21 protein-coding genes and 1 pseudogene are annotated in these 21,891 nt (G+C 63.7%); 13 read left to right on the forward strand and 9 right to left on the reverse strand.

Features of this window, described 5'->3' with window-relative positions; translation table 11 throughout:
• The first annotated feature begins 722 nt into the window (after nucleotides 1-722).
• The 4 genes from QX034_RS29200 to QX034_RS29215 all read left to right on the forward strand — a co-directional run bounded on the left by QX034_RS29200 (nucleotide 723) and on the right by QX034_RS29215 (nucleotide 5,097).
• The gene (locus QX034_RS29200; protein ID WP_315703938.1) at nucleotides 723-1,658 is read left to right on the forward strand and encodes a septal ring lytic transglycosylase RlpA family protein; all 936 of its coding nucleotides are present in this window, start codon (nucleotides 723-725) and stop codon (nucleotides 1,656-1,658) included.
• Between the two features lie 561 nt (nucleotides 1,659-2,219).
• Nucleotides 2,220-3,374: a D-alanyl-D-alanine carboxypeptidase family protein gene (locus tag QX034_RS29205; RefSeq protein ID WP_410050938.1), complete on the forward strand. Its 1,155-nt coding sequence runs from the start codon at nucleotides 2,220-2,222 to the stop codon at nucleotides 3,372-3,374.
• A gap of 2 nt (nucleotides 3,375-3,376) precedes the next feature.
• Nucleotides 3,377-4,060 (forward strand): dTMP kinase, encoded by a 684-nt coding sequence (gene tmk / locus QX034_RS29210; RefSeq protein ID WP_315742140.1) that lies wholly within the window; start codon nucleotides 3,377-3,379, stop codon nucleotides 4,058-4,060.
• Nucleotides 4,057-5,097, forward strand: coding sequence for a DNA polymerase III subunit delta' (locus QX034_RS29215; protein WP_315703935.1), 1,041 nt, complete (start codon nucleotides 4,057-4,059; stop codon nucleotides 5,095-5,097). The genes tmk and QX034_RS29215 overlap by 4 nt, the downstream gene beginning before the upstream one ends.
• A gap of 23 nt (nucleotides 5,098-5,120) precedes the next feature.
• Here QX034_RS29215 and QX034_RS29220 read toward each other — a convergent pair whose 3' ends face one another.
• On the reverse strand, nucleotides 5,121-5,555 hold the full coding sequence (locus QX034_RS29220) for a hypothetical protein (protein WP_316168514.1): 435 nt from the start codon (nucleotides 5,553-5,555) through the stop codon (nucleotides 5,121-5,123).
• Between the two features lie 67 nt (nucleotides 5,556-5,622).
• On the opposite strand from QX034_RS29220, the gene metG reads away from it, so the two are divergent.
• The 4 genes from metG (at nucleotide 5,623) to QX034_RS29240 (ending at nucleotide 9,573) form a co-directional block, all read left to right on the forward strand.
• Nucleotides 5,623-7,209, forward strand: a complete 1,587-nt coding sequence (gene metG / locus QX034_RS29225) for a methionine--tRNA ligase (RefSeq protein ID WP_315764324.1) — start codon at nucleotides 5,623-5,625, stop codon at nucleotides 7,207-7,209.
• Nucleotides 7,209-8,000 (forward strand): TatD family hydrolase, encoded by a 792-nt coding sequence (locus QX034_RS29230; protein ID WP_315703932.1) that lies wholly within the window; start codon nucleotides 7,209-7,211, stop codon nucleotides 7,998-8,000. The genes metG and QX034_RS29230 overlap by 1 nt, the downstream gene beginning before the upstream one ends.
• The gene (locus QX034_RS29235; RefSeq protein WP_315703931.1) at nucleotides 7,997-8,794 is read left to right on the forward strand and encodes an MBL fold metallo-hydrolase; all 798 of its coding nucleotides are present in this window, start codon (nucleotides 7,997-7,999) and stop codon (nucleotides 8,792-8,794) included. Before QX034_RS29230 ends, QX034_RS29235 begins: the two co-directional genes overlap by 4 nt.
• Nucleotides 8,795-8,943: 149 nt before the next feature.
• Nucleotides 8,944-9,573: an antibiotic biosynthesis monooxygenase family protein gene (locus QX034_RS29240; RefSeq protein ID WP_315703930.1), complete on the forward strand. Its 630-nt coding sequence runs from the start codon at nucleotides 8,944-8,946 to the stop codon at nucleotides 9,571-9,573.
• A 4-nt stretch (nucleotides 9,574-9,577) separates the two neighbouring features.
• Here the strand turns inward: QX034_RS29240 and QX034_RS29245 are convergent, their stop codons facing one another.
• On the reverse strand, nucleotides 9,578-10,159 hold the full coding sequence (locus tag QX034_RS29245) for a hypothetical protein (RefSeq protein ID WP_315703929.1): 582 nt from the start codon (nucleotides 10,157-10,159) through the stop codon (nucleotides 9,578-9,580).
• A gap of 73 nt (nucleotides 10,160-10,232) precedes the next feature.
• On the opposite strand from QX034_RS29245, the gene QX034_RS29250 reads away from it, so the two are divergent.
• Entirely contained in the window at nucleotides 10,233-10,781 is a 549-nt protein-coding gene (locus QX034_RS29250; protein ID WP_315703928.1) for a DUF2975 domain-containing protein, read from the forward strand.
• A 9-nt stretch (nucleotides 10,782-10,790) separates the two neighbouring features.
• The gene (locus QX034_RS29255) at nucleotides 10,791-11,033 is read left to right on the forward strand and encodes a helix-turn-helix transcriptional regulator (RefSeq protein WP_315703927.1); all 243 of its coding nucleotides are present in this window, start codon (nucleotides 10,791-10,793) and stop codon (nucleotides 11,031-11,033) included.
• Between the two features lie 59 nt (nucleotides 11,034-11,092).
• On the opposite strand, the gene QX034_RS29260 is transcribed toward QX034_RS29255, so the two are convergent.
• From QX034_RS29260 to QX034_RS29270, 3 genes are all read right to left on the reverse strand, one after another.
• Nucleotides 11,093-12,736 (reverse strand): acyl-CoA synthetase, encoded by a 1,644-nt coding sequence (locus QX034_RS29260; RefSeq protein ID WP_315703926.1) that lies wholly within the window; start codon nucleotides 12,734-12,736, stop codon nucleotides 11,093-11,095.
• Nucleotides 12,737-12,767: 31 nt separating this feature from the next.
• A complete protein-coding gene (locus QX034_RS29265) occupies nucleotides 12,768-14,654 on the reverse strand; it encodes a TRAP transporter large permease subunit (RefSeq protein ID WP_315703925.1) in 1,887 nt (628 codons plus the stop codon).
• Between the two features lie 67 nt (nucleotides 14,655-14,721).
• Nucleotides 14,722-15,753, reverse strand: coding sequence for a TRAP transporter substrate-binding protein (locus QX034_RS29270; protein ID WP_315703924.1), 1,032 nt, complete (start codon nucleotides 15,751-15,753; stop codon nucleotides 14,722-14,724).
• Nucleotides 15,754-16,146: 393 nt separating this feature from the next.
• Between QX034_RS29270 and QX034_RS29275 the strand changes: the two are divergent.
• The 3 genes and pseudogenes from QX034_RS29275 to QX034_RS29285 all read left to right on the forward strand — a co-directional run.
• A pseudogene (locus QX034_RS29275) lies at nucleotides 16,147-16,401 on the forward strand (IS5/IS1182 family transposase); the annotation flags it as partial.
• A 281-nt stretch (nucleotides 16,402-16,682) separates the two neighbouring features.
• The gene (locus tag QX034_RS29280) at nucleotides 16,683-16,913 is read left to right on the forward strand and encodes an outer membrane protein (RefSeq protein ID WP_409977495.1); all 231 of its coding nucleotides are present in this window, start codon (nucleotides 16,683-16,685) and stop codon (nucleotides 16,911-16,913) included.
• Between the two features lie 305 nt (nucleotides 16,914-17,218).
• Nucleotides 17,219-18,037 (forward strand): outer membrane protein, encoded by an 819-nt coding sequence (locus QX034_RS29285; protein WP_315704287.1) that lies wholly within the window; start codon nucleotides 17,219-17,221, stop codon nucleotides 18,035-18,037.
• Nucleotides 18,038-18,552: 515 nt separating this feature from the next.
• Here QX034_RS29285 and QX034_RS29290 read toward each other — a convergent pair.
• The 4 genes from QX034_RS29290 to QX034_RS29305 are packed head-to-tail and all read right to left on the reverse strand — an operon-like array spanning nucleotide 18,553 to nucleotide 21,884.
• Nucleotides 18,553-19,272: an ABC transporter ATP-binding protein gene (locus QX034_RS29290; protein ID WP_315703923.1), complete on the reverse strand. Its 720-nt coding sequence runs from the start codon at nucleotides 19,270-19,272 to the stop codon at nucleotides 18,553-18,555.
• Complete coding sequence (locus tag QX034_RS29295; RefSeq protein WP_315703922.1) at nucleotides 19,265-20,020, reverse strand: ABC transporter ATP-binding protein; 756 nt, start codon at nucleotides 20,018-20,020, stop codon at nucleotides 19,265-19,267. The genes QX034_RS29290 and QX034_RS29295 overlap by 8 nt, the downstream gene beginning before the upstream one ends.
• Nucleotides 20,017-21,012: a branched-chain amino acid ABC transporter permease gene (locus QX034_RS29300; protein ID WP_315703921.1), complete on the reverse strand. Its 996-nt coding sequence runs from the start codon at nucleotides 21,010-21,012 to the stop codon at nucleotides 20,017-20,019. Before QX034_RS29300 ends, QX034_RS29295 begins: the two co-directional genes overlap by 4 nt.
• Nucleotides 21,009-21,884, reverse strand: coding sequence for a branched-chain amino acid ABC transporter permease (locus tag QX034_RS29305; protein WP_315703920.1), 876 nt, complete (start codon nucleotides 21,882-21,884; stop codon nucleotides 21,009-21,011). Before QX034_RS29305 ends, QX034_RS29300 begins: the two co-directional genes overlap by 4 nt.
• Nucleotides 21,885-21,891: the final 7 nt, after the last annotated feature.

A 21,891-nucleotide genomic window follows, 5' to 3' on the forward strand; every position in this document is an offset into this window, starting at 1 on the left:
GTGACCGAACTCCGGCTCAGGCGAATGCAAACGCGATCAGGCTCGAGCACAGGATCGCGAAGCTTACGGCCGTCAGGGCGAGAAATCCGCCCGAAACGATATCTTGATCTCGCATGGATCACCCCTCGCGTTTGATGCTCACCCGAACTGATCAAAATTTCGGAAAGCCACGTCGCAAAAAGGGAAGCTTCAAGTCATTCCAAGGATGTCATTCCAACCGAGCATGTGATTCCAGATCATGCCAAAGGAGGAACGGGAGTGCCGGCGAACCGGCCGGAACGTCAGGCCCGCGAACGGACGCCTTCGAACGCATGGGCGAGGAAAATGCCGGCGCCGACCAAACCCATGACTGCTGTGATTGCTTCGATCATCGTAAGAGGTCCTTCTGAGCCCCGCGAGAACCAAACGACGCAGGGCCCCGCACAGTCAAAAGGATTCAGTCCCGAAAACTGAGAAGCCCCCCGACTGAGGATTCACGGCAACAGATGTGACATAATGGAAGCACTGGAAACACGGGACATGGCCAAACCGTGCCGCGGCCGCGCCGTTTCCGGGCCAACGCACCGAAGGTAAGCCCTGGTTAACCATGCTAAGCCCACCCCATTTCCGCCGTGTTCAGGTTGCGTTATCCTTACGCATTCAGTCGTAGTGGGATGCGACTCGGGGAAGAAGTCCGGCATTGCCGCCATCGGCGGCCAGCCGGCGAACGGTTATTGGGGTCGATGGAGTTTCGGCGGACAGATCCGGTCGAGAGGGCGGTGCGAGCAACCGTTGCGGTCGCGGCGTGCCTTATGGTCGCGAACTGTGCGTCCTCCAACAAGTTTGCAAGCCGCCTAGATCCGAAATACGGCGTGTCGTCGAGCCCGCGCGTGGTGGCATTCGGCGAGCCCGTGCCCAAGGGCGGTGGCGTCTACCGCGTCGGCAAGCCCTACACCGTGGCAGGGCGCGTTTATGTGCCGGAAGAGGATGTGAACTATCGGGCCGAGGGCCTTGCGTCCTGGTATGGCGACGACTTCCATGGCCGACTCACCGCCAATGGCGAGGTGTTCGACATGGGGTCGCTGACGGCGGCCCATCCGACGCTGCCGATGCCGTGCTATGCCCGCATCACCAATCTTTCCAACGGCAAGTCGCTGATCGTGCGGGTCAACGATCGCGGCCCCTATCACGAGAACCGCCTGATCGACGTCTCCAACAAGGCCGCCGAACTCCTGGAATTCAAGAGCAGGGGCGTTGCGCGGGTCCGCGTCGAATATGTCGGCCGCGCGCCGCTTGAAGGCTCCGACGACCTCCAGCTGATGGCGACCTTGCGCACCGGCACGCCGGCTCCGGCACCGTCGCTGGTCCGCGTGGCTTCGGCGCGGCCGTTCGTGCCGGAGATGCCGGCCCGGGGACATGGGTTGCGCGGCGACGTCCCGATGCCGGAGGAGCGGCCGTACACGCTCGGCAACACCGCCGCAGACGCCGCGTCGGTCGGCGGCAGTTCGGAGCTGTCTGCATCGAGTCGCTCCCGGGGCCGACCGCTGGAGAATCCGCGGGCGGTGGCTTACGACCAAGACGGCGGCTATGCGACACGCACCAGCCCAGCCTCCGCTTACGCTCCCGACGACGGGGCGCAGGAAGCGCGCGACATCCTCAGCGGCCGCGGCCTCTATTGACGCGACGAACACGCCTCAGGCAGGGCGGATGGAGCGCGAGCCATGCTCGCGGCATGCCGGCCGACTGCGGCAGCACGGCAAAAGAAAACCCCGCGGGGCTGGACGCGGGGTTTTCGAGGTCGGCGTACCAGGTTTTCAGGGCCAAGAGGTGCCGACCGGTGATGTATATTTAAGGTTGAATTCTCAAAATGCAACAGCGTTGCCGTGAGGAGTATGTTCTCAGGCAACGCTGCGGCGAATACTGGGCCCTGAAATATCCCCAGTGAGAGTGAGTCGCAGTATCGTGGGAAAAAGTTCAGCCGCGATGGAACTATTTCCAGCATCCTGCTCGCGCTTGTACTGCTCCTGTTCTGCTGTTGGAATTTCTGAGCACCTGCCGTTGCGGCGGAGGACGACGGGCGATGTTGTTTGCGTCCGGGCCAGCTGTTACAACCCGCTCGCTCCGGGGCCCTGCCGATGGCATTGAAAATCTTACCGTTCCGCCGATCCGTCTCGACCTCCGGGCGCTCCCTGGGCGCGCTGCCCGCTCTCGCGCTTGCTCTGATCATCGCCTGGAGCGGCGTGCTCCACGCCGCCAACCAGAGCGTGCAGGGCGCACGCAAGGACGAGGGCGGCTTCGAGGGGGATGCGCCGACCGCGATCCTGATCGAAGCCAGCAGCGGCAGCGTGCTGTTCGAGAAGAATGCCGACGAGCTTCGCGCGCCCTCCAGCATGATGAAGCTGATGACCGCCGAAGTGGCATTCCACGCGGTTCAGGAGGGCACGGTCAAGCTGACGGACGAATATCGAATCAGCGAGAACGCTTGGCGCAAGGGCGGGGCGCCCTCGGGCACCTCGACCATGTTCGCCGCCATCAACAGCAAGGTCTCGGTCGACGACCTCCTGCACGGCGCCATCATCCAGAGCGGCAACGATGCCTGCATTGCGCTCGCCGAAGGCATGGCCGGCAACGAAAAGATCTTCGCCGCCGACTTCATGACCAAGCGCGCCCGCGAACTCGGCCTGACCAAATCCACGTTCGCCAATTCCAACGGGCTGCCGGACCCCGGCAACAAAATGACCGTGCGCGAGCTCGCGATGCTCGCGCGCCACATCATCCTGGACTATCCGGAGTTCTATAAGCTCTTTGGCGAGAAGGAATTCACCTGGAACAAGATCCGCCAGCTGAACCGCAATCCGCTGCTGAATGCGATGGAAGGCGCGGATGGGCTGAAGACCGGCTACACCAAGGAGGGCGGCTACGGCATGGTCGGCTCCGCGGTGCAGAACGGCACCCGGCTGATCGTCGTCGTCAACGGGCTCGAGGATTCCGAGGATCGCGCCAGCGAAGCCAAGAAGATGCTCGAATGGGGCTTTCGCAATTTCGAGACCCGGACCTTGTTCGCGGCCGACCAGCCGATCGGCTATGCCAGGGTCTTTGGGGGAGAGAGCCGTTCCGTCAAATTGTCCAGCCCCGAGCCGGTCAAGGTGATGGTCCAGAAGAACGGCACCGACAAGCTGATCGCCCGCATCGCCTATAGTGGACCGGTGCGTGCGCCGATCGAGCAGGGGCAGCGAATCGGGGTTGTCAGGATCTGGCGCGGCCCCAATATCGCCGTGGAGACCCCGATCTATGCCGCCGAACCGATCGCCAGGGGATCGACGATGCGGCGCGCAATCGACGGCGCCAGCGAGCTGGTGATCGGCCTGTTCCGCGCTGGCGTCGAGAAGCTGTAGAAATGGCTGAAGCAGGTGTGCAACGCGGTCCCGGCCGCGGCAGATTCGTCACCTTCGAGGGCGGCGAGGGAGCCGGAAAATCGACCCAGATCAAGATGTTGGCCAAACGTCTTGAGGCTGCGGGCGTGCGTCATGTCACCACCCGCGAACCCGGCGGGTCGACTGGCGCGGAGATCATGCGGCATCTCGTCCTGTCGGGGATGGGCAAGCTGCTGGGCGCCGAAGCGGAGACGCTGCTGTTTGCGGCCGCCCGCGACGATCATGTTCGCAACGTCATCCTGCCGGCGCTCGACCAGGGCCGCTGGGTGCTCTGCGACCGCTTCTTCGATTCGACCCGCGCCTATCAAGGCAGCCTCGGTAAGGTTGCGCCCGATGTCCTCAACGCCATGCAGCGCGTAACCATCGGCGATCTGAAGCCGGACCTGACCATTATCCTCGATGTGCCGGTCGAGGTCGGCATGCAGCGGGCGGCGGCGCGGCGCGGCAGCGGTATTGCCGACCGGTTCGAAAGCGAAGACATCAAGTTCCACCACGGCCTGCGCGAGGCCTATCGCAAGATCGCGGCCGAGGATCCCGAACGGTGCGTGCTGATCGACGCCACGGCCGATCCGGACCGGGTCGCTGATGCTGTCTGGGACACGGTTCGTGTGCATTTCTTCACACCCGCGGCGGTGGGACAGCTATGAGCGCGCGCAAGGTTGAAGCCGAGATCGCAATCCGCCATCCGCGGGAAACCAGCGTGCTGTTCGGGCATCGCGAGGCGGAAGCCGCGCTGCTGTCGACCTATCGCAGCGGCCGCATGGCCCATGCCTGGCTGCTCGGCGGGGCGCCGGGCATCGGCAAGGCAACGCTGGCCTATCGGATGGCCCGCTTCGTCCTGACCCATCGTGATCCGAGCGCGCCGCTGGTGCGCGCGGCCGACACGCTGTTCGTGGATCCCGACGATCAGACCGCGCGCCACATCGCCTCCGGCGCCCACGGAGGCCTGCTCTCGCTGGAGCGGTCGGCCAACGAGAAGGGCGTGATGCGCACCGTCATCACCGTCGACGAGACGCGCGAGACGATCAGCTTCTTCGGCTCGACCGCGGCGGTCGAGGGCTGGCGGGTGTGCATTGTCGACACCGTCGACGAGCTCAACCCCAATGCCGCCAATGCGCTGTTGAAGATCCTCGAAGAACCGCCGCAACGCTCGCTGTTTCTGCTCGTCAGCCACGCCCCGGCGCGGGTGCTTGCCACCATCAAATCGCGCTGCCGCCGGCTGAGCTTGCGTCCGCTTGCGACGGAAGATGTGATCCGTGCCGCCGCGGCGGCCGCCGGGATCGATCCGGCCGATCCAGCGCTCAGAGAGGCCGCAGAGGCGTCCGAGGGAAGCGTCTCGCGCGCGCTTACCCTTCTCGGCGGCGACGCGATGCAGCTGCAGACCCGCACCGCCGCGTTGCTTGCGACCTTGCCGCGGCTCGATCCGAACGAGCTGCATGCGCTCGGCGACGCGCTCGGCACCAATGACCGTGCGGCGCTTGCGAGCTTCATCGACACGATCGAGCGTTGGGTCGCCGAGCGGTTGCGCGGCCCCGATCCCAACGCCAATCTGCCCCGCCTTGCACGGCTGGCCGAGGTATGGGAAAAGATCGTCCGCGCCGCGCGCGACACCGAATCCTATAATCTGGAGCGAAAACCGCTGGTTTTCTCGGTGTTCGGGATGCTCGCCGAAGCCACGCGGTAACCGCGCCGAGTCACATCCCGAGATCATTCGTCCGACGTCGAAGAGGAATTTGCCGTGGCGAAGGCCAGCAAGAAGACTGTCAAGAAGGGCTCGAAGAAGGCTGCCGCCAAATCGCGCGCCAAAGCCAAGGTGGGCAAATCCAAGCCTGGCAAATCCAAGGCCAGCACGCCGAAGGGCCCAAAGGCCAAGGCGATTTCGAGAAAGACCTCGACGCCGAAGGCAGCCAAGCGCGGCGTGAAGAAGGCGTCCAAGACGGCCTCGAAGAAGGCGCCTCCAAAGAAGGCGCCTCCAAAAACGACGGTTGCGAAAAAGACCGTCAAGCAGGTTGCCAAACCATCCGCCAAGGCGCCCAAGGCCGCCAAAGCGACGAAGGGCGCGCCGGCGCCTGCCTCGAAGAAGCGCACTGCCGGTAAACCGGCGCTACCGGCGGCTGAGCTCAGAACGACGATCGAGCCCACGAAGCCACCGCGCTCCGCCAAGCCCAAGGCGCCGCGCAAGCCCAAGCCTGCGGCTGCTCAAGACTCGGTGCCGCAGCCAGCCGCCGCGCCCGCGCAAGCAGATAATGCCGCGAGAAACACCTTCTACATCACGACAGCGATCGCCTATCCCAATGGTCAGCCGCATATCGGTCACGCCTATGAGGCGATCGCGACCGACGCCATCGCGCGCTTTGCGCGCCTCGACGGCAAGGACGTGTTCTTCCTGACCGGCACCGACGAGCACGGCCTGAAGATGGTCCAGACCGCGCAGAACGAGGGGCTTTCGCCGGCCGAGCTTGCCACCCGCAATGCCGGCCGCTTCCGCGAGATGGACGAGCGGCTGAACGTCTCGTTCGACCGCTTCATCCGCACCACCGAGCCCGCGCATCATCGTTCGGTGCAGTCGATCTGGAATCGGATGCAGCAGAACGGCGACATTTACGCCGACACCTATGCGGGCTGGTATTCGGTGCGCGACGAGGCCTATTACGCGGAGGACGAAACTGTCGTCGGCGTGGACAATGTCCGTCGCGGCCCGCAGGGCACGCCGGTGGAGTGGGTCGAGGAGAAGAGCTATTTCTTCCGCCTCTCGGCCTATCAGGACAAGCTGCTCGCGCTCTATGAGAGTCAGCCCGATTTCATCGGCCCGGATGCCCGACGCAACGAGATCACGAGTTTCGTCAGGGGCGGTCTGAAAGACCTTTCGATTTCGCGCACCACCTTCGATTGGGGCGTGCGGGTGCCTCACGACGATGAGCACGTGATGTATGTCTGGGTGGATGCGCTGACCAACTATATCACCGGAGTCGGCTTCCCCGACCAGAACGATCCGAACTGGAAGTACTGGCCGGCCGATGTGCATGTCATCGGCAAGGACATCATCCGCTTCCACGCGGTGTACTGGCCCGCTTTCCTGATGTCGGCCGGCGTGCCGGTGCCCAAGCGCGTCTATGCGCATGGCTTCCTGTTCAACAGGGGCGAGAAGATGTCGAAGTCGATCGGCAATGTCGTCGACCCCTTTACGCTTGCGGACCAATATGGCGTGGACCAGCTGCGCTACTTCTTCCTGCGCGAAGTCCCGTTCGGTCAGGACGGCAACTACAATCATGAGGCGATCGTGGCGCGCATCAACGCCGATCTTGCCAATGACCTCGGCAACCTCGCGCAGCGCTCGCTGTCGATGATCGCCAAGCAATTGGGTGGCGTGCTGCCGGAGCCCGGCGCGTTTTCGGCCAACGACAAGGCGATCCTGGCTGAAGCCGACGCCATGATCGGGGCCGCGCGCAAGGCGATGGCGACCCAGCAGATCCACCAATGGCTCAACGCGGTGTGGTCAGTCGTGGCCGAAGCCAACCGCTATTTCGCGGGCGAAGCGCCGTGGGCGCTGGCCAAGACCGATCCGCCGCGTCAACGCACCGTGCTCTATGTCACGGCCGAAGTGATCCGGCAGGTCGCGATCCTGACTCAACCGGTGATGCCGGCGGCCTCGGCGAAGCTGCTCGACAGCCTCGGCATTCCAGATGACGAGCGAAGCTTCGACCGCCTCGGCGGCGAGGTGCGGATCGCCCCCGGCACCCAGCTGCCGGCCCCGCAAGCGGTGTTCCCGCGCTACATCGAACCTTCGGCCGCGTGATGTTGGTCGACAGTCATTGCCATCTGGATTTTCCGGATTTCGCCGAGGATCTGGATGGCATCGTTGCGCGCGCCGCCGCGGCCGGGGTAGGACGCATGGTGACAATCTCGACGCGCGTGCGGCGCCTCCCGGACCTGCTCGCCATCGCCGAGCGCTACGAGAACGTCTACTGCTCGGTCGGTACCCATCCTCATAGCGCCGACGAGGAGGATGGCATCTCGGCCGACGAGCTGATCGACCTCACCAGACATCCAAAGGTCGTGGCGTTGGGCGAGGCGGGGCTCGACAATTTCTATGAGCATGGCTCGAAGGACGCTCAGGAACGCGGCTTCCGCGCTCATATCGCTGCGGCCCGCGCCACGGGCCTGCCGCTCGTGATCCACACCCGCGAGGCCGACGAGCAGTGCGGGCGCATCTTGGAGGAGGAGATCGCGAAGGGACCTTTTCGCGCCGTGCTGCATTGCTACACCGGCGGACGCGAGCTGGCGATGAAGGCAATCGATCTCGGACTGCACATCTCGTTCACGGGCATCCTGACCTTCAAGAAGTCGGAAACGTTGCGCGCGCTCGCCGCCGAACTGCCGGCCGACCGCATCCTGGTCGAGACCGATGCGCCATATCTGGCGCCGAGCAAATTCCGCGGCAAGCGCAACGAGCCCTCTTATGTCGTCGAGACCGCCAAGGTGCTGGCGGACACCCGCGGCGTGTCGTTCGAAGACATCTCGCGGCAGACCACCGAGACGTTCTTCAAGCTGTTCTCCAAGGTGCCACGGCCGGACGCTGCGCGATGACGCTGACGCTCACCATCCTCGGCTGCGGCTCTTCGGCGGGCGTGCCGCGCCCGGCGCTGGGATGGGGCGCCTGTGACCCGTCAAATCCGAAGAACCGCCGCCGCCGCTGCTCGCTGATGGCGGAGCGGACCTCGGCGCACGGCACGACCCGTGTCGTGATCGACACCGCGCCGGACCTGCGCGAGCAACTGATCGACGCCGAGGTCGATCATATCGACGCGGTGTTCCTCACGCATGAGCATGCCGACCAGACCCATGGCATCGATGATCTGCGGTCCGTCGTCCTGCACCAGCGCCGGCGCATTCCGGTCTATCTGAGCCAGTCGACGGCCAAGGATATCATGCACCGGTTCTCCTACTGCTTCGTCTCGCCGGCCGGCAGCGACTATCCGCCGATCTTGACCCAGCATGCGATCGAAGCCGGCGAGACCCAGGCGGTGGAAGGCAAGGGCGGCGAGCTCAAGCTATCCGCCTTCCTGGTCCAGCACGGCAACATCCCGGCGCTCGGCTATCGGATCGGCAATGCCGCTTATACGCCCGACCTCAACGACATTCCGGAAGCGAGCTGGGGCGCGCTCGAGGAGCTCGATCTCTGGATCCTCGATGGCCTGCGCTATGCTGCGCATCCCAGCCACTTCTCGGTCAACGATGCGCTGGCCTGGATCGAGCGTTTCAAACCGAAGCGCGCCGTCATCACCAACATGCATTCCGATCTCGATTACGAGGTGCTGCGGCGAAGCCTGCCTGACGGTGTGATCCCCGCCTATGATGGCATGCGGCTGACGCTGGGTTAGACTGTTGTTAGGATTGTAGGGTGGGCAAAGCGAAGCGTGCCCACCGTTTCCAATCGTGCACTCCATTGGTGGGCACGGCGCGTCCGCGCCTTTGCCTACCCCACGCTCTACGAGTTAGCTCCGATCATTGAGAACACGGAGATGCTGCCATGATGTCCTTGTTCTTCGAGGTCGAGATCAAGCCGGGCCGCACCGAGCAATATCTGCAGCTCGCGGCATCGCTGAGGCCGGAGCTCGATGCGCTCGGCGGCTGCCTGTTCCTCGACCGCTTCAAGAGCCTGTCGCGCGACAATCTGCTCTTGTCCTATCAGATCTGGCAGGACGAGGGCGCCCTGACCGCCTGGCGCGCGCATGGGCATCATCACGAGGTGCAGACGCTCGGACGTGACCAAGTCTTCTCCGACTACCGGATACGTGTCGCGCAGGTGATCCATGAAGCGCGGCGCGACCGGCCGGTCTGGCAGCCGGAGCGCCGCACGGCATATAACGATCCGCAGCGGCGACCGCCGACTTATGTGCTCGTGACGGAAACGTCCGGTGCACGGCTCCCCATCGCGACGGATATGCCGGTTGGGAGCTTCGCCAGCGTCTACCGCGAGGGCTGCTTCGCGCACCTCGTCGAACTCGAGGACGAGGCATCAGGGCTCGCACTGAGCCCCAGGCTGCTGGCCAATCCAGCGACGGAGTATGTCCGCATCGTCGAGGTCACCAGGGACTACGGGATGTACAACCGTCGCGAGGCGCCGCAGTATTATCCGCCGAAGGCGCCGAATGCGTAGCGTGTCAGATTTGGCAGCGTGGAACGTCCACGATCGGATGATCGGAAGCCAATGAGCGCAGATCGACGTCACGCGCCAGCGTGACATACTCGACGGTTTCGGCTGTCCTCAGATAGGTGGTCACATAGATCGGCCCCTCCGGCAGCTCGAACGTCTTGCAGGCTTTCGGTGCGATCGAGATCGTGACCGATCCGCCGCCACCGGCGCTCTTCCGTTCCATCAGTTCGGCGCGGAACGCGAGCAGCTTCGCGGCATCGGCCTCATCCAGACGATAAGCGTAGATGCGCGTCGCGGCCTCCGCTTCCCGCGCCAGGGCCGCTGGCTCTGCCAGTTCGCGCAGCACGAACTCGCGCTGCTCCTCGGCAGCGCCGCGGCGCCTGACCACAATCCGCAATACGACACCGCCGGGCAGCGGGCGGAGCGAGATCGGCAGCTTGACCGCCGCGCGCAGCTGCGCCGGATCGCTGGTCTGAAAATCGACCCGGGCGAGCTTCACCATCGAGGTTACCGGCATATGGCTACAGCCCGTGGCGCTGCAGCCGAGGCCGAAGATCAGGAGAAGGCGGGGCAAGGCTCGGATCGGCATGCGCTCACTTCCGTTTGACAATGAATAATTATTGAAATACGATAATTTATTCTTTCGTCAAGAGGGCTACGCCATGACTGACCTTGCCGACCAGAACCATCGGTTGCGTCGTTTTTCCCGTGCCATGGCGCGGATTACCGGGCTGGGCATCCTGCTGATGTCGGCCGGCACGATTCTGATTTTCGCCCTTCCGGATTTGACGCGCAGCCTGCTGCTGGCGCGTCTCGGCGGCATCGGCGCCAATCTGCAGATCACGCCCGCGCGCGCCATTGCGGGTGCAGCGGTGATGGCTGTTCCCATCGGCGTGATGCTCTACGGAATGTGGCAGGTCCGCGCGCTGTTTTTGGATTTCGCGCAAGGAAGCGTGTTCACGCCAGCGACTGCGCGGCGCCTGCGCGATTTTGCTGCCGCGGTGTTACTGCAGGCGGCGCTCGGCCCGCTATCGTCGACCGCGCTGCTGATCGCCTTCACCATCAGCAATCCGCCGGGCAGTCGCCAGCTCGGCATCGCGCTATCGATCAACGACTATATCGCGCTGATCGTCGGCGGCGTGCTGCTTGCAGTGGCCTGGGTGATGGCCGAAGCAACCCGGATCGCCGACGAGAATGCCAGCATTGTTTGAGGCCCGGACATGCCGATCATCGTCAATCTCGACGTCATGCTGGCACGCCGCAAGATGCGTTCCAAGGAACTCGCCGAGCGCATCGGCATCACCGAGCAGAACGTCTCGCTGCTGAAATCCGCCAAGGTCAAGGGCGTGCGTTTTGACACGCTGGCGCGGATCTGCGAGGTCCTCGACTGCCAGCCGGGAGACATCCTGGAATATCGCAGCGGTGAAGACGATATCACCGTGCCGCGCGTTGCGCGCGGGTGATCGTTGCGCGCGCAGGCGCGCAGCACCGCCATTGGCCAAGCGTCCCCTGTCGACTTCGCTTACGCCGAGATTGCCTTCGCCGACTGCACCTCGTTGCGGAGCAGATATTTCTGGATCTTGCCGGTCGACGTCTTCGGGATCGGGCCGAACACGACCACCTTCGGCGTCTTGAAGCCGGACATGTGGGTGCGGCAATAGGCGATGATCTCGGCTTCGGTCGCCTGCACGCCCTCCTTCAGCTCGATGAAGGCACAGGGCACTTCGCCCCATTTCGGATCGGGCTTGGCGACCACTGCGGCGAACAGCACGGCCGGATGTTTGTAGAGGATGTCTTCGACCTCGACGGAGGAGATGTTCTCGCCGCCGGAGATGATGATGTCCTTGGAGCGATCCTTGATGATGACATAGCCGTGCTCGTCGAGCACGCCGAGATCGCCGGTGTGAAACCAGCCGCCGGCGAAGGCTTCCTTGGTCGCCCTCTCGTTTTTCAGATAGCCCTTCATCACGATGTTGCCGCGGAACATGACCTCGCCGATGGTCTCGCCGTCGCGCGGCACCTCGCGCATGGTTTGGGGATCGAGCACGGTGACCGCTTCCTCGAGCGGGTAGGGCACGCCTTGCCGACGCTTCATTTGCGCGCGCTCCGCCGGCGGAAGCTCGTCCCAGCCGGGCTGCTCGGCACAGACCGAGGCGGGGCCATAGACCTCGGTCAACCCATAAACATGCGTCAGCTTGATGCCGATGCCCTCGGCGCCCTCCAGCACTGCGACGGGTGGCGCGGCGCCGGCAATTAGGCCGATGACGGGCTTCTCCCGCTTGCCCTTTGGCGCGTCGGGAGCGTTGATCAGCACATTGTAGACGATCGGCGCGCCGCACATATGCGTCACGCCGTGCAGGCGGATCAACTCGAAGATCTTGCTCGGCTCGACCTTGCGCAGGCACACATTGACGCCGGCCGCCGCCGCCATCGTCCACGGGAAGCACCAGCCGTTGCAGTGGAACATCGGCAGCGTCCAGAGATAGACCGGATGCTGGCCGAGATTGCCGGCGAGGATGTTGCTGACGGCGTTGAGATAGGCCCCGCGGTGATGAGTCACGACGCCCTTGGGATTGCCGGTCGTGCCGGACGTGTAGCTCATCGCGATCGCGTCCCATTCGTCCTTCGGACGTCGCGGCTCGAAGGCGGGATCGCCGAGCGCCAGAGCGGCCTCATATTCGATCTCGCCGATCCGGCTGCCGCCCGTGAACGAGATGTCGTCGACGTCGATCACGAACGGTTTCGCGCCGGTCATCAGCTTGAGCGCGTCGGAGATGACGCCGGAAAACTCGGGATCGACCAGGATGATCTTGGCCCCGCCATGATCGAGCTGGAACGCGATCGACGGCGCATCGAGCCGGATGTTCAGCGTATTCAGCACGGCACCGGCCATCGGGACGGCGAAGTGCAGCTCGTTCATGGCCGGAATGTTCGGCAACATCGCCGCCACCGTGTCGCCCTCGCCGATGCCGCGGCCGGCGAGATAGGACGCGAACTGGCGGCAGCGCGCGTAGGTCTGGGCCCAGGTGAAGCTGCGGCCCTCATAGACGGTACTGATGTGATCGGGATAGACCGCCGCGCTGCGCGCGATGAAGCTCAGCGGGGTCAGCGGGACGTAATTGGCCGGGGTCTTGTCCAAGCCGATATTGTATTGGTTCGCGCTCATGGCTTCGTCCTCCAGCATTCACTTGAGGATTCTACAGGAACCCGATCGAAATCCAGGGAAAAATTGCAACCACCGCAAGTCCGATCAGGAGCGCCAGCAGATAGCCCCAGATCGGCCGCATGCCTTGCGCAGGGTCAACCCGGCCGATGGCGCAGGCCGCGTAATATCCAACTCCGAACGGCGGTGCGAACAGGCCGATCCCCATCGCCAGGATGATGATCATGGCATAATGCACCTCGTGCACGCCGACGGCACGCGCGATCGGAAACAGCAGCGGCCCGAACAGCACGATCGCGGGAATGCCCTCCAACACGCTGCCGAGGATCGTGAAGGCCAGGATCGAGACCGCGATGAAGGCGGCAGCGCCGCCCGGCAGCCCGGTCATCGCGGCTGCAAGCGAGCGCGAAAAGCCGGATTGCGTCAGGCCCCAGGCCATGCCGGTCGCGGTGCCGATGATCAGCAGGATGGCGCCGGAGAGCGCCGCGGTCTCGACCAGCATCGGCAAGAGCCGTCGCCAATCGAACCGGCGGTAGATCAGGAGCCCGATGATCAGGCCGTAGACGATGCCGATGGTGGAGACTTCGGTGGCGGTCGCTATGCCCTCGACGACGGCGAAACGAATGACGAAGGGCAGGGCCAGCGCGGGTAGGGCGACAACGAAGCTCCGGCCGATCTCGGACGCCGCGGCGCGCCGGACGCCGCTCATGTCCTCGTGGCGGTAGCGCCAGCGAACCAGCGCGCACAGCGTCACCGCCAGCACGACGCCCGGCAACAGGCCGCCGGTGAACAGGGCGGCGATCGAGACACCGGTGACCGAGCCAATCGTGATCAGCACCAGGCTCGGCGGAATGGTTTCGGTCTGGGCGCCGGTCGCTGCGAGCAGGGCGACGAGATCGCCGGGACGGGCGCCACGCGCCTTCATCTCCGGAAACAGCACCGGCGCCACGGCGGCCATGTCGGCGGCCTTCGCGCCGGAAATGCCGGAGACGAGGTACATCGCGCCGACCAGCACGTAATGCAGGCCGCCCCGGACGTGGCCCAGCAGACTCGCCAGGAACGCGACCATGGCGCGCGCCATGCCGGTCATCTCGATCAATAGGCCGAGGAACACGAACAGCGGCACCGAGAGCAGGATCAGATGGCTCATGCCCTCGTCCATCCGCCCGACCAGCACCACCAACGGCGTGCGCGTGGTCAGCGCCAGATAGCCGAAGATCGCGAGCCCGAACGCGAAGGCGATGGGAACGCCGGCGAATACGCAGAAGCCGACCACGCCGACGAAGAAGATGACCAGGTTGAGATTGCCGAGCGGCTTCAGCCAGGGCTGCGCCAGCCAGAACAGCACGATGATGACGGCCACGGACGCCACCGCGGCCAGCACGGTCCTGCGATCGGCCGCGCGGACCAGCCGCAGCAACGCAAACAGCGTCATCAGGACGATGCCGACCGGCAGCGCTGCCGCGCGCCAGACATTGGCGATCTGCAGCGCCGGCGTCGTGATGAAGCTTTCCTCCGCGGCGTAGTCAAAGGCCGGCCGCACCACCAGCACCAGGAACGCCAGCGCGGCGGCTGTCGCCACCACGTCGAGATAGGCCCAAAGCCGCGGTCCGGCCACCGCGACCATCGCAGTCATGCGCATGTGCTCGCCGCGGCGGAACGCGACGACGGCGCCCAGCATGGCGAGCCACAGGAACAGGATCGACGCCAGTTCGTCCGACCAGATCAATGGCTGATGCAGCGCGTAGCGCGCCACCACGCCGGCAAACAGGATCACGATCTCGGCGACGACCAGGAGCGCCGCCGGGATCTCCACGAGCAAGCCGAGCGCGAATTCGATCGAACCGATCAGCGACCGGCGGCGAGGGGCCTCGACGACCACCTCGCTGACCACGATTTCGGTGAACTCGGCTTGCGCCATGGCATCGATCCAAGGCTGAGCGGTAAAAGGCTGAGCGACAAGGAGGGCGGCTAACTACGAGAAACTGCTACGACAGCTTGCCGACGGCCTTTTCGAGCAGGCCCCAGGCCTCCTCGCCATACTTGCCTTTCCATTCGGCGTAGAAGCCGGCGGTGCGGAGCTTATCGCGGAAGGGCGCCACTGTCGGCTGATTGAAGATCAGCCCCTTGGATGCGAGCTCCTGCTGCAGCCCCGCATTCAGCTTGGCCGTATCCTCGCGCTCCTTCACCGCGGCAGCGTTGATGTTCTTGGCGACGATCGTCCGGACGTCCTCAGGCAGGCTTTCCCAGGCGCGGCGGTTGGCCAGGAACCAGAACCCGTCCCACATATGGTTGGTCAGCGAGCAGTATTTCTGCACCTCGTAGAGCTTGGCGGTCGAGATGATCGCCAGCGGATTTTCCTGGCCCTCGACGACCTTGGTCTGTAGCGCCGAATAGACCTCGCTGAAATTGATCGAGGCGGGCGCCGCCTCGAACGCCTTGAACATCGAGGTCCACAGCGGCGACACCGGCACGCGGATCTTGAAGCCCTTGAAATCGTCGGGCCCGTTGATCGGCTTGGTCGACGACGTGGTCTGGCGGAAGCCGTTGTCCCAGATCTTGTCCATGACCATCAGGCCGGCCTTGTTGATCTGGCCGCGAACATAGGCGCCGAGATCACCGTCCATGGCCTTCCAGACCGTGTCGTAGTCCGGGAACGCGAAGCCGATGCCATTGATCGAGGCTGCCGGCACCAAGGTCGACAGGATGAGCCCGGACAGCGTGAAGAACTCGACACCGCCGGAGCGGATCTGGCTCAGCATGTCGGTGTCGGAACCGAGCTGGTTGTTTGGGAAGATCTGCAGGTCGAACCTGCCGTTGGTCTCGCTCTTGATGGCCGCGGCCATCTCCTTGGCCCGGACGTTCATCGGATGCGAGTCGGGCAGGTTGTTGGCGTATTTGTAGCTGAACTCGGCGGCGCTCTCCGCGCGCACCACATGGGGTGCGCTGACACCACCGAACCCACCGAGAACCGCTGACGCCGCGGAGGCCCTCAGAAGCGCGCGTCGTGACAGGCTCATGCTTCGTTTCTCCCTGAGAAAGTTTTTGTTCTTTCGCGAGACCCTGGACTGCCACGCGGCTCAATCCTATGAGGACCGAATCCCGGCGATCTCAGCGGTTTCGTCTTCGCCGCTTATTGCAGCCGAACGACGCGGCGGCAAGCGGGTGAGGACATCAGGCGTAACCGGGGCTCTCCAGCGCGCCACGTCAGCGCCTGAAGCCCCGCGAGCCAGCAAACGCTCCAAACGGCCCCGATGAAGCGGATGCAGCTGACCTTCGGGCTCAGGTTTTTGCCCTAAGATGCTGATCTCCCTATACATAAATATATTCCATAATATACCTTATGCGAATCGCATATGCGGCAGTTCACGTCGGGCTGTCGTTTCTCGTTCGACCTGAGTCTTTCCGCTTCGACGGAGGTCACGCCCAAGTTTGTGTCGCCCTCCGACCCGGCGGCGCGCTCGACGGGAGCGCACGGCGGCCAAGCCTTCTCCGCCTACTCGACGAACTATCTGGTCGACGTCGAGAATGCGATCATCGTCGATGTCGAAGCGACCACGGCGATCCGGCAGGCAGAAGTTTTGGCCGCCAAGCGCATGATTGAGCGTTCACTCGAAAAGTTTGAGCTTTATCCAAGCCGGCTTCTCGGCGACAGCGCCTATGGCTCCATGGATTCCTTCGACAGGCTTCAGTTCGGCATCGAACGCCAATGCCGTTGCTTGTCTGACATCCGCCACGAACGTTTCCGGAACGTCGCGACCTAACCGGCGCTCAATTTCTCGCACACAGTCCGCCATTTTTGTCCCCGGAAAGCCCGGATCGCCTCCTCCACGTCAATTGGAGCGCCCTCCTCGGATGCCGCTCGGGCCAGAGCGACTCCGAAGGAAGCGTCATCGCGGCCAGCCGACTCCGATCGAACCAGCATCGACTCCGATGGAAGCGGAACAACGTGCCTGAACGGCCTACCCTTTTCCGCCGCGTCGGCGCCGGCTGGGAATACGGCATCACCCGCAACTGGATCGTCGGCCTCGAATACAACTACGCTGCCTTCGGCAGCCAGACCTATCAGCTCGGCGGCGCCTCGGGTAACTACACCTTCGATGCCAAGCCGCGCGACATTCAGTGGGCCGTCGTGCGCGCGAGCTACAAGTTCGACGCGCCGCTCATCGCGCGCTACTGAGCTTCAGCGGCCGCGAATCGATGAACGAAAGCCCCCGGGGAGTTTTCCCGGGGCTTTTTCGTTGCGTGAATGAGTCGGGCAGCTTCGGGTGAGTCATAGTTCCGACCTTGGAACTGAAATATGCGCAACTAAGTGCATATGGATACAATACGACAACAGTGCTCGCCTATTTATGTGGCGTTCATGCAACTGAGGCGCGAAAAGCCAACCGGAATCTACGTCGGGCGAGGGTTCCCGCGTGGCCATGCACGCGTCGTCTCGCTAATCTTTTGTTATCAAATATTTCGATGCATTGGGTGGGGGCCATGAAGAAACAAATTGGACTTGCGTTCGCCGCTTCGCTTCTCTCGATTACAATCATCGGAACCGCGTCTGCGGCGGACATGGCCGTCAAGGCGAGGCCGATGGTGGCTCCGCCCGTGGTGCCGGGTTGGCAGGGCTTCTACATCGGCGGCAACGTCGGTGCTGGCTGGGCCGATACGACCTTCACCGGCATCCCCGTGACTGGCGATCACTTCCTGCTTCCGGGGCTTTCTCGCTCGACCGGGTGGGGTGATGCCAATGTCGTCGGCGGTATCCAGGCCGGCTACAATTGGCAATGGGATCGCTTCGTGCTCGGCATTGAAGGCACGTACTCCGGATCCGGCGTCAAGAACAGCACGGGCATTATTGTGGATCCGGTGTTTGCAGGTCAGAACACTCGCCTGAATTCGAAGATCGACCAATATGCCACCATCGTCGGACGAGCCGGCTTCGCACCGACGAACGACTGGCTGCTATATGGCAAGGGCGGTTATGCGGCCGGTCACATCAAGACACATGCCGAGGACTTCTTCCCGCTACCGGCGACGTTGCAACACTTCTCGGACAGCTCGGCTTGGCACAATGGTTGGACCGCAGGCGTCGGCGTCGAGTACAAGTGGATGCGCAATTGGGTGTTCGGCGTGGAGTACGACTACTACAGCTTCGACACCAAGAACCACTCGAATGCGACGGTCTCGACCGTGGCAGGCGCTCCCGGCGCACCGACGTTCTATTCGCAGGACGTCAAAACGAACATGAGCACCGTCGTCCTGCGCGCGAGCTATCTCTTCAATCCGGCGGCAGTGGTCGCGCGGTACTGATCTCTCCGGCATATAGCGTGTTGGCAAAGCCCCGGCTTTCACGCCGGGGCTTTAACCGTTAATCCGTAGAGTTTGCCCACTCGGATGGTATTGTTACGCTGGCTATTATGAGAACGCTCTCAGCCCGCCTATTTTTGCGATGCATGTGTCCGCAGACGGCCCTTCTCTGACATGCACATCTCTCAGAATGACCGCTCTGGGCCCAAAGCTACCCTCCTCTCAGGCGGCAGCCGGGGCCAGAGCGACTCCGAAGGAAGCGTCATCGCGGCCAGTTGACTCCGATCGAACCAGCATCGACTCCGATGGAAGCGGAAGAACGTGCCTGAACGGCCTACCCGTTTCCGCCGCGCTGACTCCGATGCAGCGAGAGACGACATCGGGCTTGGCGTGTCCTCCGCACCTCCTTCGGCGGCAACTTTTCGGGATTTGCGATTGCGGCTGCTTCGGTGCTCTTTCGGCTGCCTATGTGCCGGATCGGACAAGGAGCTCGATGACTGGCCCCGGCCGGATCGCGATCAGACTGCGCAATATCGTTCTTGGATGTCCTTGTCTGCAAGCAATGCTGCAGCGCTGCTCTCGTGAACGACCTCGCCCTGGTCGATGATGACGGCGCGGTCTGCAAGGCGTAGCGCCCATTCGACGTTCTGCTCGACCAGGAGCAGCGTCTTGCCCTGGTCGCGCAGTCGGCGGAGCAGCACGCCCATTTCTTCGACCAGCACGGGCATGATGCCTTCCGACGGCTCGTCGAGCAGAATCATCCTGGGGTCTGCGATCAGCGCGCGGGCAATCGCCAGCATCTGCTGCTCGCCGCCGGACAGTGTCACGCCTTCCTGATCGAGGCGCTCCTTCAGGCGCGGAAACGTCTCGGCCACCGTATCGATCGCGTGGCGCTCATCGATGTCTCCTGCGGCCGCGACGAGACCCAGCCGCAGGTTCTCACGCACCGAGAGGCCAGGGACGATCCGTCGCTCCTCCGGGACATAGGCAAGCCCGAGATGAAAGCGCTGATGGGCGCGCAGCGGCAGCAGCTCCCTCCCCCCAAAGCGCACGCGACCCGTCGCCCTCGGAATCAATCCCATCACCGCCCGCAACGTGGTGGTCTTGCCCGCGCCGTTGCGACCGACGAGGGCTACCACCTCGCCCTGGTTCACGTGCAGGGATATGCCGTGCAAGATATGGCTGGCTCCGTACCAGGCGTGAAGATCCTCGATCTGAAGCAATGGAGTCTCAGCCATAGCCTTCACTCTGTCCAAGGTAGACGCGGCGAACTTCCGGATTGCTCCTGATCTCGTCAGGCGTGCCGTCCGCAAGCAGCCGGCCATGATGCAGCACCACGACGCGCTTGCTGAGGCCGAGCACCATCTTCATCTTGTGTTCGACCAGAAGCACGGTCCGCCGCTCGGCGAGCCGCTCCAGGAGCGCAACCATGTCCTTGGTCTCCTCCGGCCCCATGCCCGCCGTCGGCTCGTCGAGCAAGAGAAGCTCCGGTTCGGAGACCAGCGCGATCGCGATCTCCAGGGCTCTCTGCTGGCCGTGCGAGAGGAATTTCGCCTGCACCCAGCGCTTGCTGAGCAGGCCGACCGCCTCGAGGGCGGCATCGGCGCGGGTATTCAGCTCCGGCAATCGCGTGCGATTGCGCCAGATGTCATAGCTGACGCTGAGCGCCTGGGCCGCCACGCGCACGTTCTCATGCACGGAGAGATCGGCGAATATGTTCGTGATCTGGTAGGACCGCGAGATGCCCTGGTGCACGAAGCGGTGCTGCGCCAGCCCGCTCAACTCGCGTCCCTTGAAGTGCAGCTTGCCCGAAGACGGCGATAATGCGCCCGAGAGAATGTTGAAGAACGTGCTCTTGCCGGCGCCGTTCGGCCCGATGATCGAGGTGAGCTGGCCGGCTGCGAAGGACACGCTGATATCCTGCAGGGCGACAAAGCCGCCGAAGCGTTTGCCGATCGCCTCCGCGCGAAGCAGTTCGCCGCTCATCGGCGTGTCCTTGCGATCGAGATTGTGTCGAGCAAAGTGCCCCAGATACCCTTGGGCAGAAACAGGACGAAGAGGACGAAGATCGCGCCGACGAAGATCTGCCAATGCGACGTCCACAGCGACATGACGTCTTCCAAAATCAGGAAGGTTGCAGCGCCGACAAAGGGGCCGAAGAAGCTCCGCGCGCCGCCCAAGAGGACCATCATCACGATCATGCCCGAGGTCTGGTAGTGCAGGATGTCCAACGGCACGATCGACAGATGCAGCGCCAGCATGCAGCCGCCGAGCGAGGAGATCGCCCCCGACAGCATGAACACGATCAGCTTGCAGCGCTCGACATTATAGCCGCAGGCCCGCGCCCGCTGTTCGTTCTCGCGGATCGCCTCGATGACCGCGCCGAACGGCGAGTTCAGGATCCGTGACTGGAACCACATCGCCGCGGCGGCAAACGCCATCAGAACGTAATATTTGTTGACGGGATCGAGGAAGTTGATCTGAAGGCCGAACAGGTTGATGTGATCGACGGTGAAGCCGCGCAACCCGTTCTCGCCGCCCGTGATCCAGGAGGCCTGCAGCGCCACGTAATACACGAGCTGGGCAAGCGCGAGCGTCACCATGGACAGGTAGATGCCGCGGGTTCGGGTCGACACCATGCCGATCGCCGCGGCCAAAGCCGTGCTCAGCGCAACTGCGATCGCGACGGCGGCAAACCACGGCATGCCATAACGGCCGATCGCGATGCCCGTAAGATAAGCGCCCGAACCGAAAAAGGCGGCCTGGCCGAACGACAGCAGGCCGGTGTAGCCGAACAGGAGATTGTAGCCCATCACCACGACGCCGTAGATCAGGACGTTGACGGCCAGGGCCTTGGACGGCAGCAGCCATGGCAGCACCGCAAGGACCGCGATGGAGAGCAGCACCCGCTGGTCCAGCAGCCAAGCGAGTCCGCCCGGCGCGGATTTGGCGATCGCTTCGTCGGATCGGAACGTCATGCGGCCCTACCCTTCACGCCGAACAGGCCCTGCGGGCGGATCAACAGCACGATGGCCATCAGCGCGAACATGACGATGGTCGCCATTTCAGGCGCAAACAGCGCCACCATGCTGATGGAGATGCCGACCATGAGGCCCGCGACGACCGCCCCGACGATGGAGCCGAGCCCGCCGATCACGGTAACCACGAACGCCTCCGCGAGCACCAAGGCCCCCATCTCCGGGTTGACGCTACGCATCGGTCCGGCCAGCACGCCGCCCAGGGCGGCCAGCGCGACGCCGAGTCCGAAGATCGCCAGCCACACCCGGCCAATGTCGACGCCGAGCACCTGCATGATGGTGGGATCGCGCGCGCCCGCGCGCACGATCAAGCCGACCCGGGTCTTCTCCAACAGCAGCCAGAGCACGAGCAAGACAATGGCGACCAGTACGATGACGAAAAGCCGGTAGCGCGGGAAGAAGCCGATGCCGAGATCAACCACGCCGATAAGCTGCGACGGGGTCGGAAACGGCACGCCGTCGCTGCCGAACACGATCCGTACGCCCTCGACCAGGACGTAGCTGAGGCCGAACGTCAGCAACAGCGGATCGTCGGTCGAGCGGCCGTAAAGCCTGCGGATCAGGGCGAACTCAATCAGCATGCCGAAAGCGCCGATCAGGATCGGAGCAAGCAACAGCCCCCACCAGAAACTTCCGGTGAGAGAGGCAATATACAGTCCCGCATAGGCTCCGATCATGAACAACGCGCCATGCGCGAAATTGACCACGCCGAGCATGCCGAACACGATCGTTAGCCCAAGTGCGGTGATCACCAGGACCGCGCCAAGCGCGATCCCGGAGAGCAGCTGCATGATGATCAGCGACAGGTCCATCGGCGCG

It is taken from the genome of Bradyrhizobium sp. SZCCHNR3119 (assembly GCF_032487775.1).
GTDB lineage: Bacteria > Pseudomonadota > Alphaproteobacteria > Rhizobiales > Xanthobacteraceae > Bradyrhizobium.

What these genes read in the sequence shown, in the direction of transcription:
- QX034_RS29200 (WP_315703938.1), top strand. Translation starts at nt 723, where the DNA reads ATGGAGTTTCGGCGGACAGATCCGGTCGAGAGGGCGGTGCGAGCAACC.
- tmk (WP_315742140.1), top strand. Translation starts at nt 3,377, where the DNA reads ATGGCTGAAGCAGGTGTGCAACGCGGTCCCGGCCGCGGCAGATTCGTC.
- QX034_RS29215 (WP_315703935.1), top strand. Translation starts at nt 4,057, where the DNA reads ATGAGCGCGCGCAAGGTTGAAGCCGAGATCGCAATCCGCCATCCGCGG.
- QX034_RS29230 (WP_315703932.1), top strand. Translation starts at nt 7,209, where the DNA reads ATGTTGGTCGACAGTCATTGCCATCTGGATTTTCCGGATTTCGCCGAG.
- QX034_RS29235 (WP_315703931.1), top strand. Translation starts at nt 7,997, where the DNA reads ATGACGCTGACGCTCACCATCCTCGGCTGCGGCTCTTCGGCGGGCGTG.
- QX034_RS29240 (WP_315703930.1), top strand. Translation starts at nt 8,944, where the DNA reads ATGATGTCCTTGTTCTTCGAGGTCGAGATCAAGCCGGGCCGCACCGAG.
- QX034_RS29245 (WP_315703929.1), bottom strand. Translation starts at nt 10,159, where the DNA reads ATGCCGATCCGAGCCTTGCCCCGCCTTCTCCTGATCTTCGGCCTCGGC.
- QX034_RS29250 (WP_315703928.1), top strand. Translation starts at nt 10,233, where the DNA reads ATGACTGACCTTGCCGACCAGAACCATCGGTTGCGTCGTTTTTCCCGT.
- QX034_RS29255 (WP_315703927.1), top strand. Translation starts at nt 10,791, where the DNA reads ATGCCGATCATCGTCAATCTCGACGTCATGCTGGCACGCCGCAAGATG.
- QX034_RS29260 (WP_315703926.1), bottom strand. Translation starts at nt 12,736, where the DNA reads ATGAGCGCGAACCAATACAATATCGGCTTGGACAAGACCCCGGCCAAT.
- QX034_RS29265 (WP_315703925.1), bottom strand. Translation starts at nt 14,654, where the DNA reads ATGGCGCAAGCCGAGTTCACCGAAATCGTGGTCAGCGAGGTGGTCGTC.
- QX034_RS29270 (WP_315703924.1), bottom strand. Translation starts at nt 15,753, where the DNA reads ATGAGCCTGTCACGACGCGCGCTTCTGAGGGCCTCCGCGGCGTCAGCG.
- QX034_RS29285 (WP_315704287.1), top strand. Translation starts at nt 17,219, where the DNA reads ATGAAGAAACAAATTGGACTTGCGTTCGCCGCTTCGCTTCTCTCGATT.
- QX034_RS29290 (WP_315703923.1), bottom strand. Translation starts at nt 19,272, where the DNA reads ATGGCTGAGACTCCATTGCTTCAGATCGAGGATCTTCACGCCTGGTAC.
- QX034_RS29295 (WP_315703922.1), bottom strand. Translation starts at nt 20,020, where the DNA reads ATGAGCGGCGAACTGCTTCGCGCGGAGGCGATCGGCAAACGCTTCGGC.
- QX034_RS29300 (WP_315703921.1), bottom strand. Translation starts at nt 21,012, where the DNA reads ATGACGTTCCGATCCGACGAAGCGATCGCCAAATCCGCGCCGGGCGGA.
- QX034_RS29305 (WP_315703920.1), bottom strand. Translation starts at nt 21,884, where the DNA reads ATGGACCTGTCGCTGATCATCATGCAGCTGCTCTCCGGGATCGCGCTT.